This is a genomic window from Rhodococcus sp. 008, from assembly GCF_001682295.1.
Classification (GTDB): domain Bacteria; phylum Actinomycetota; class Actinomycetes; order Mycobacteriales; family Mycobacteriaceae; genus Rhodococcus_F; species Rhodococcus_F qingshengii.
The window spans coordinates 5,532,794-5,540,229 of sequence record NZ_CP012749.1; the positions used below are offsets into that span (position 1 = coordinate 5,532,794).

Below are 7,436 nucleotides of genomic sequence, written 5' to 3' on the forward strand. Positions count from 1 at the left end.
GTGACAGGCAACCACGTACCACAATTCCGGGCGCACTACCTTTGGGTTGACGCGATTGTGCGCGGTTTCCGCATACCCGAGGTCGGTGTCGTCGAGCATCGGATTGCCAGCCCGTGGCCTGCGGACAACAACGTCGAAGTTCGGATTCAGCGGAATCGAGCGACATTCGGTCGCTGGGACGTCACCATCGAATCGACCATCGGCGGCAGCCATGAAACGCTGATCGGTCTGGACGGTCTCCAGCTCGCGGAGAGCGTGTACCGCACGGTGCACCGGGATGTCATGACGGCCGCGCACGCCCGACAGTGGACACGCCTGCACGCCGCTCTGGTCGACTGCAACGGTGTGAGAGTGGCGATCGCCGGGCATTCCGGGGCGGGCAAGACCACCTTGGCGCTCGCCCTTGCCATGCGGGGTGCACAACTGCGTGCTGACGAAGGCGTCTTCATTCGTGGTACCGAAGCTGTGGGCTTACCGCGGCGGGTTCACCTCAAAGCCGGTACGTTCGACGTCCTCCCGGAGATCAAAGCGCACGATTCGCTGTATCTTCCGTACGCCCCGCCGGTGTGGGCGTTGGACCCGTCAACCTTGCCTTCTGAACGAAACGTCAGCTCGGCGGTTCGCGGAATCGACCTGGTGCTGATCCTCGATGGATGGGACGAGGGGCCGACTCGACTCGCTCCGATGCCCGTACCCCAAGCGATACAGTCGCTGGCCGAGCAATCCGCACTGTGGTCCGACAACCACAGATTGACCCTGAGAAACATCGCTGCTCTACTCTCGAATGCCCCGTGCTACAGACTGATTCGACATCACGGCGATACCGGCGCCGACACGGTGGAGGAACTGGTGGCGTCATGCGTGACACCCGGTACCTGATTTCCATGTTGAAACCCGAGTGTGGGGCCGACGTCATCCGCTTGTGTTCGCAGCAGGATTGGCCCAGAGTCATCGACGCCGCTGTAAGGCACAAGGTATTGCCGTTGCTCGCCTCCCGAGCGGTCGAGGCCGGCTTCGCATCGGTCCTACCTGCGAGCTTCGCGGAAATGCTGTCGGAATCCTCGGCCACCGCATCGAGTCCGGAATTGACGCTGAGCCTTGTCCATCACCGAAACACCATAAGGATCTCGGACCTCGACGCGCAACGAGTGGAACTGCAAGAGCTGTTACACAGCAACGGATTTCCGACGGTTGCACTGAAGGGTGCCGCCCTTCTCGAGCGAAGAATCTGGCCGAACCCGGCAGCTCGACGGATGACGGACATCGACCTTTTGGTCGTCGACCCTGCACATGCCGTTCCGGCCAACGACGCGATCCTCGACTTCGGCTACCGAATGGTCCGCCCCGACGAAGTGGACTCCGACTCCATCGATCACGACGATCACCAGGAACCGGCACTCCTTCGCGACGACCGTCATGGCTCCGTCGAAATCCATTCGCACTTACTTCCGAGGTTCGCCCGTCACGCGCTGACCCGGGAGGCCGCGGTCCGAGGAATCAGCTCGGAGGCGGAAGGATCCCGCCTTGCGATGGCCGACGTGACGCTGCACGTCATCGCTCACGCGCGGCTTGCCGATCGGGCCTTGATTCGAGCCGATTTGTCGTTGAACAGTGTCTTCGACGTGGGGTACCTGCTTACTTCCGAACCGGAACTCGCTGTGACGCTCTCCAGACGCCAGTTGCCACGCGATGTCCGTCGGGCGGTGAACGTCCACTGGGCGGCGGTGGAATCGATCTTCGGCGTCAGTACCGGAATGACGACCGTCCCGGCGCGTTGGTGGTGGCGATGGACGCTGTGGTTGGCGGATCGTCCACGCCTGCACTCGCTCTATCGCGATCTGGTCATGGTGCCGCTCTTTCTCGACCGTGATCGGCTTTCCATCCGGGACGGGCGTGACCTACGTGGATGGGACTTGGCCCGCTCACGCGTGTCCCACTTCGTCCGTCGTGCGAGGACTGCCGTCGAAGATGCCGGGGGAGCGGCGTGAAAGTACTGATCACGGGCGGAGCGGGATTCATCGGAAGCACCGTCGCGTCGAAGTGCGTCGACGCCGGGATCGATGTCGTGATTCTCGACAACCTGCTGACCGGCCGCGCCGAATTTGCGCACAGATTCCCGTTCTACTGCGGCGACATCGCGGACGAGAACTGCTCGACAAAGTATTCGCAGATCATTCCGATATCGATGCGACAGTTCACTGTGCGGCCTTGATCGTGGTCGGAGATTCCGTGAGTAACCCGGCGCGGTACTACGAGAACAACGTATCCAAGTCGCTGACGCTGGTATCGAGTGTCCTTCGGAACGGGTGTGAGCGCTTCTTGTTCAGTTCCTCTGCGGCGGTGTATGCGCCGAGCGACGGTGGGTGTGTCGACGAACGTTGGGGGATCGCACCGCAGAGTCCCTATGCGCACAGCAAGGCTCAGTTCGAAACGATGCTCGACGACATTGCGGCGGCCACTAAATTATCGGCGATATCTCTACGCTACTTCAACCCGGTCGGGGCAGATCCGGATCTGCGAAGTGGTACACCATCGGCACGCCCGACCCACGCACTCGGAAAGCTGTTCGAATCATATTCGACAGGAACGCCTTTCAGGGTTACGGGAACGGATTGGCCGACGCGCGACGGATCCGGAGTGCGTGATTACGTTCATGTCTGGGACCTTGCAGACGCTCATGTTCGAGCACTGGAAAGGTTCGACCGGGTCACCGCTGAATCATCACGCATGACTGTGGTCAATCTGGGCAGCGGGCGGGGGACGACCGTGTGGGAGCTGGTACACACATTCGAGAACGTGCTCGGCGAAGATATCGACGTGGTCGCTGCCGGCCGACGCACCGGTGACACTGCCGGCGCTTACGCATCGAACGATCGTGCGTTGCGACTACTCGGGTGGGTTCCGACATTCACCCTGGAACAGGGGATCGAGGACACCGCGCGGTGGCTGGCAGTGCGCCCGCACCTGCTCAACTCGGTGTAGCCGAACGTCAGCCCGTCGGGTCGTCGTCAACGGTGATGTTGTTGCTACGTAGCCAGAAGGTGGCGTCCGGATCCCACCCGGCGAGCACAGTGGCCCCCGCGTTGGCCGACAACGGGATCGCGACACCTGGCGTGGTCAGATAAGCCATCATGGTCAGGTGCACGGCGTCGTAATCCGCGGACACCGAAACCCAGTCCGGAATGAACCAGTCACGGTATTCACCGGTCGTGTCGTACCACACGGAGCGACGTGAAGCGGGCACAGGCAGGGGATAGGTATCGACCAGATTCGCCCAGTCCTGCGGACCGGTGATCTCGTAGATCCGGGGCGCGCCGTAGATCCTTACCGGCTGCACCCGCGCCTCGTTCGAGGAGCTGTCTTCTTCGAGAAACACCCCGAGCGCCCCGATACCGTCGCGGGCCCTGGTTGTTTCGGTTGTACCGTTGGCAAACGGGATAGACCACCATTCGCCTCCGATGTGACGGTCCGGATCTTCGATCTGGTATTCCAGAAACTGACGTTCGTTGTCGAGTGCCTCAGCACGCCACTGTTCGAGGCCGTCCTCTGCACGGTAAATCCGCAAGGGTAGGTCCGACCAGCCGTAAATAGGGTTTCGCTTTTCAACCAGATTCTGGTTCAGACGGTCGATCGGCTCGGTCCACCAGGCAGTGCGTGGGGAGTCGAGTAGTGCTTCGGCAATCGGTCGCAGCGCCGCTGCGACATCCGGCCGGACGAAGATCAGGTCTTCTTCGTCCGGCGGCTCCCAGTAGCGTGCAAAATCTACGGCATACGCAAGACAGTGCAGAATCTCGAGTTCGGACATCTCGGCGATTGCCCGGATATCAACAGCGCCGAGAACTTCGAGCGCATGTTCCGGCGATTGAGGCCAGTGTCCACCGGAGTTGCTTGCGCTGGCGCGGCACGCGTGCCCGACGTTCGCACAGAAGCGACGGCCACGTGGTGAACCGAGGACGAGTGCAACGGAATCCATCTGGGTAAAGCTAGCGGACAAGCTGACGGGGGACGTTCGAATATCCATTACTTGACATAATGTAGATTATCGGCAAATTCTCGACCTGGCGATATCCGCCTCACGCCTGGTTCGTGCAACCTTCTTTGTTTCCGCCCACCTATGTCTGTCTGCCGGTACATTTGCCGGCTTTCCTGCGTTTCCGTCCGAGATCTGCGACAGACTTGCACGACTCGACCATTGCGACTCCGCGATCGCCGGCTGAATTGCTACCGATCACCGCCTGGCCTCGCCGGCGACTGCGGCTACGCCGCGCGACCTGGACGTCAGGAACGACCAATAAGTGCTCTGATGTGGATTGATGCCGATAAACACGTCTCACCGACTTCCGGCTACCCCACCTCAATTCGTCACTGTGACGTATTACGGTTGACAGGCTGGAGGCGAGTTCAGTTCCATTGTCATCGCCACGGACTACTATCGCCGCATGTGTTGTATTCGACCGGCCGCTTCTCATGGTCAGTGGCCGCGATGAGCGACACACCCAAGGTCGTGCATCGCTGGCTCGCAGTGCCAGACCAGTTTGACCGATTCACGCGATTCTTGCGCGACAACGGAATTCTGATGCCGACTCGGATAGGCATCGGCGTATTGGTTTTCCTCCTGGGTATCACGATTCTGCTGAAGCGACTGGGCACTCATTCGGTACAGACCATCGGATTTCCGTTGGACGTCGTCGTCGCAGTGCTTGTGATGATCGGCGGAATTGCCCTGCCTGTCGTAGCGACCACCCGTGAAAGGTCGTATTTCTTCGTCGTTGCCGGGGACTTCGCTGTTGCGGTGATCGTGCTGGCCGAGGCGAATCCGGATCAGAGATTACTCGGATGTCTCGTCTTCGGGCTCGTCGGCTCGTACATAGCCTTCTTTCACAATCTTCGAACTCAGCTGTGGCACCTGCTGTTTTCCGGGGCGGTCATCGTTGTCGCCAGCATCGGCGTGTTCACCGATGTACCTTCTGGCCTTCCAGACGTCCTGGGGCGCATTGCCTTTGCCATTCCTGTCATCACTGTCATACCGGTGGTCACGCAGATTGCTCTGGCGCTTCTGAGCAACGACGCTCAAAGCTCAGAACTCGATCCGTTGACGGACCTGCTGAATCGGCGCGGACTCGCACGGCGGACTTCCGAACTACTGCAAGCGAAATCCAGCCTCGACCAGTCCTTGCTGGTCGTGGTGATCGACATCGACAATTTCAAACACTTCAACGACACCTACGGTCACGACGTCGGCGACCGAGTCATACTGCGCACGGCCTATCGACTACACGACTGGGCCAGATCGGACGCGGCGATAGCGCGCATCGGCGGTGACGAGTTCGTCGTCGTTCAGATGATGCCGTTGCCGTACGTCGGCGATCTACTGGCCCGGATCGCGCCCATCATGAACTCCCCTACAGGCGAACCAATCTCGACGACAAGCATCGGCATAGGCATCCACAACGGCGCCTGGCCGGACGTACAAGCAGCAGAAAGTGGCGTTCACGATCTACATCGCCTCGCCGATTCGGCGATGTACGAAAGCAAGAGAATGGGTGGAAATCACGTCCACTCCATCGTTCTCACCGATCAACAGCTACAACAGCCACAACAGTCAGGCGGTCGTTCAGTCCTCTGAATCGTCGATCAGATGCATCGCGGCTTCCTCTGCCGACGCTGCGCCGCCGTCGATTCCGACGTCTCCGGCAATGAGTTCACTTTCCTCGTCCTCGTATCTGCCCTCGTCTTCGGCAACGAGACGCCCGACCCGACGGTTACCCACTTCGTCACCGTTCGGGAATTCTTCTTCCCGTTCGAATTCGTCGGCATCGGCGGGATCCTTCAAAGGATCTCCGAGCGACGCGTACGGATCGGGTTCTTCTTCGGCCAGGCGCTCGTCGAGGGTCTCCCCCGCTGATTCCTCGCTGCCGGTCAACCCGTGGGCATCAAGTCCCAGTGGGCGTTCCGGTGGTGAGATTCCCTCGTCGAGAATGTCGTCGACGCCTCGATCGATCAGAGTGTCTTCGGGTTGAAGCTGGTCGTCGGGATCGAGACTGTAATCGCCATTGCCGGCCGCGCCGGTGTCATCCGTGTCGCTCATACGATCAACGATGCCACGGGCACACCGAGTTGGCCATGTGCCGCGCCTGCTCGATACATCACTGCGGAGACATTCAGCACGAACGCGGGGCCGGCACTCCGTCGAATCGGTCCTGTAGGTACTCGAATGCGGTGGGCAGACCGAGGACCGCAGTGGTGAGGTGGTCCGGGCTGGGGAACAGTTGGGATTGAATCGTGGCTCCGGCGGCGCAGTACCGCGAAATCGTGTTGACCACCGAATCGATGGGGATCAGAACGTCGTCGGGTGTGTGCCATTCGAACACCGGGGCAGTCGGCACACCGGGATAGAGTTCGACGCTGTTGTCGTCCATCACCTTTCGCACTTCAGGGCTGGACAGCAAGGATGTCGACGTCGACACCTGAGAGGCACTGCGCCCGGCACCGACCCTGAGGATGTCGTTGGTGCACGCGTTGGTGAGTTCGGCCCGCATCGACCGTCCGAGGTCGTTGAGTTGGTTGCTCAGCGGCAGTAGGTCGGGATACTCGCGTTCGAGGCCCATTGCTGCGGCGAAGGCGAGGCCGAATGCCGGGTGCGGATCCTGTCCGAGGCCGTTTGCCATCTTGGACAGATTCATCGGGACGCCGCCCTCGGCTACACCGACAAGGTTGACCTCGGGTGCGTAGCTCGGGGCCAGTGCGGCCGCCCACGCGGTGGCCATGCCGCCGCCGGAGTAGCCGGCAATACCTACAGGGCTGGCGCCACTACGCAATTCGGGGACTTTCTGAACGGCGCGGATACCGTCGAGCGTGATCTGTCCGCCCAGGCGCGCGGCGCCGTACGCACTGTTGGGTCCGAGATGGTCGGGAAGGGCAATGGTCCATCCACGTTGCAGCGCGACGTTGAGGATGGGCGCTTCACGGATGACGATGTTGGGATCCGATGCGTAAAGCGCGCGAGATGGCGCACATCCCGTACCGAGTGCATTGACGATGTGCTGATACGAGAGCAACGGGCCGTCTTGTGCTTGATTCGGCGGGACCAGGATCGTGCTGACCGCGGCAATAGGCTTGTTCTCTGAGTTCGTGGACCTGTAACTGACCTGCCAGATCGCGACGCCGGGAAAGGTCATCAGGTCAGGGGCCCGGCGCACGGAGATCGGCGTGCCGGCGGTCCCCTCGGCAGCTGCTTGCGAGTAGAACGGGTCCGGGTCCGGTGCCGGATATGCGGGATCGGCCTGTGCAGTCCCCCCGGAGAGCAGTGCGGCAGTCAGTGCAGCGGCAGTCAGCATCGATCCGGTAAACACGCGTGTGGTTCGCAGTTTCAACGTTTTCCCCTCGTCCGGACCCACCCGGGGTCCATCACCCTGTGTGTTTCACTCATACCCATG

Annotated in this window: 6 protein-coding genes and 1 pseudogene; 4 read left to right on the forward strand and 3 right to left on the reverse strand. The window is 61.0% G+C overall.

The genetic code is table 11. The features are described from left to right. From AOT96_RS25735 to galE, 3 genes and pseudogenes are all read left to right on the forward strand, one after another. Positions 1–879, forward strand: a complete 879-nt coding sequence (locus tag AOT96_RS25735) for a hypothetical protein (RefSeq protein WP_228232702.1) — start codon at positions 1–3, stop codon at positions 877–879. Further along, a complete protein-coding gene (locus AOT96_RS25740; protein WP_065352477.1) occupies positions 858–1,988 on the forward strand; it encodes a nucleotidyltransferase family protein in 1,131 nt (376 codons plus the stop codon). The genes AOT96_RS25735 and AOT96_RS25740 overlap by 22 nt, the downstream gene beginning before the upstream one ends. Further along, a pseudogene (gene galE, locus AOT96_RS25745) lies at positions 1,985–2,982 on the forward strand (UDP-glucose 4-epimerase GalE). The gene AOT96_RS25740 and the pseudogene galE overlap by 4 nt, the downstream one beginning before the upstream one ends. 7 nt (positions 2,983–2,989) lie before the next feature. Here the strand turns inward: galE and AOT96_RS25750 are convergent. Further along, complete coding sequence (locus AOT96_RS25750) at positions 2,990–3,973, reverse strand: hypothetical protein (protein ID WP_065352478.1); 984 nt, start codon at positions 3,971–3,973, stop codon at positions 2,990–2,992. Positions 3,974–4,576: 603 nt separating this feature from the next. Between AOT96_RS25750 and AOT96_RS25755 the strand changes: the two genes are divergently transcribed. After that, complete coding sequence (locus tag AOT96_RS25755; RefSeq protein ID WP_231917351.1) at positions 4,577–5,626, forward strand: GGDEF domain-containing protein; 1,050 nt, start codon at positions 4,577–4,579, stop codon at positions 5,624–5,626. Here AOT96_RS25755 and AOT96_RS25760 read toward each other — a convergent pair. After that, positions 5,615–6,088, reverse strand: a complete 474-nt coding sequence (locus AOT96_RS25760; RefSeq protein ID WP_003945009.1) for a DUF5709 domain-containing protein — start codon at positions 6,086–6,088, stop codon at positions 5,615–5,617. The genes AOT96_RS25755 and AOT96_RS25760 overlap by 12 nt on opposite strands. A gap of 73 nt (positions 6,089–6,161) precedes the next feature. Continuing rightward, positions 6,162–7,337: a lipase family protein gene (locus AOT96_RS25765; protein ID WP_054827626.1), complete on the reverse strand. Its 1,176-nt coding sequence runs from the start codon at positions 7,335–7,337 to the stop codon at positions 6,162–6,164. Positions 7,338–7,436: the final 99 nt, after the last annotated feature.

What these genes read in the sequence shown, in the direction of transcription:
- AOT96_RS25755 (WP_231917351.1), top strand. Translation starts at nt 4,577, where the DNA reads ATGCCGACTCGGATAGGCATCGGCGTATTGGTTTTCCTCCTGGGTATC.
- AOT96_RS25765 (WP_054827626.1), bottom strand. Translation starts at nt 7,337, where the DNA reads ATGCTGACTGCCGCTGCACTGACTGCCGCACTGCTCTCCGGGGGGACT.
- AOT96_RS25750 (WP_065352478.1), bottom strand. Translation starts at nt 3,973, where the DNA reads ATGGATTCCGTTGCACTCGTCCTCGGTTCACCACGTGGCCGTCGCTTC.
- AOT96_RS25740 (WP_065352477.1), top strand. Translation starts at nt 858, where the DNA reads ATGCGTGACACCCGGTACCTGATTTCCATGTTGAAACCCGAGTGTGGG.
- AOT96_RS25760 (WP_003945009.1), bottom strand. Translation starts at nt 6,088, where the DNA reads ATGAGCGACACGGATGACACCGGCGCGGCCGGCAATGGCGATTACAGT.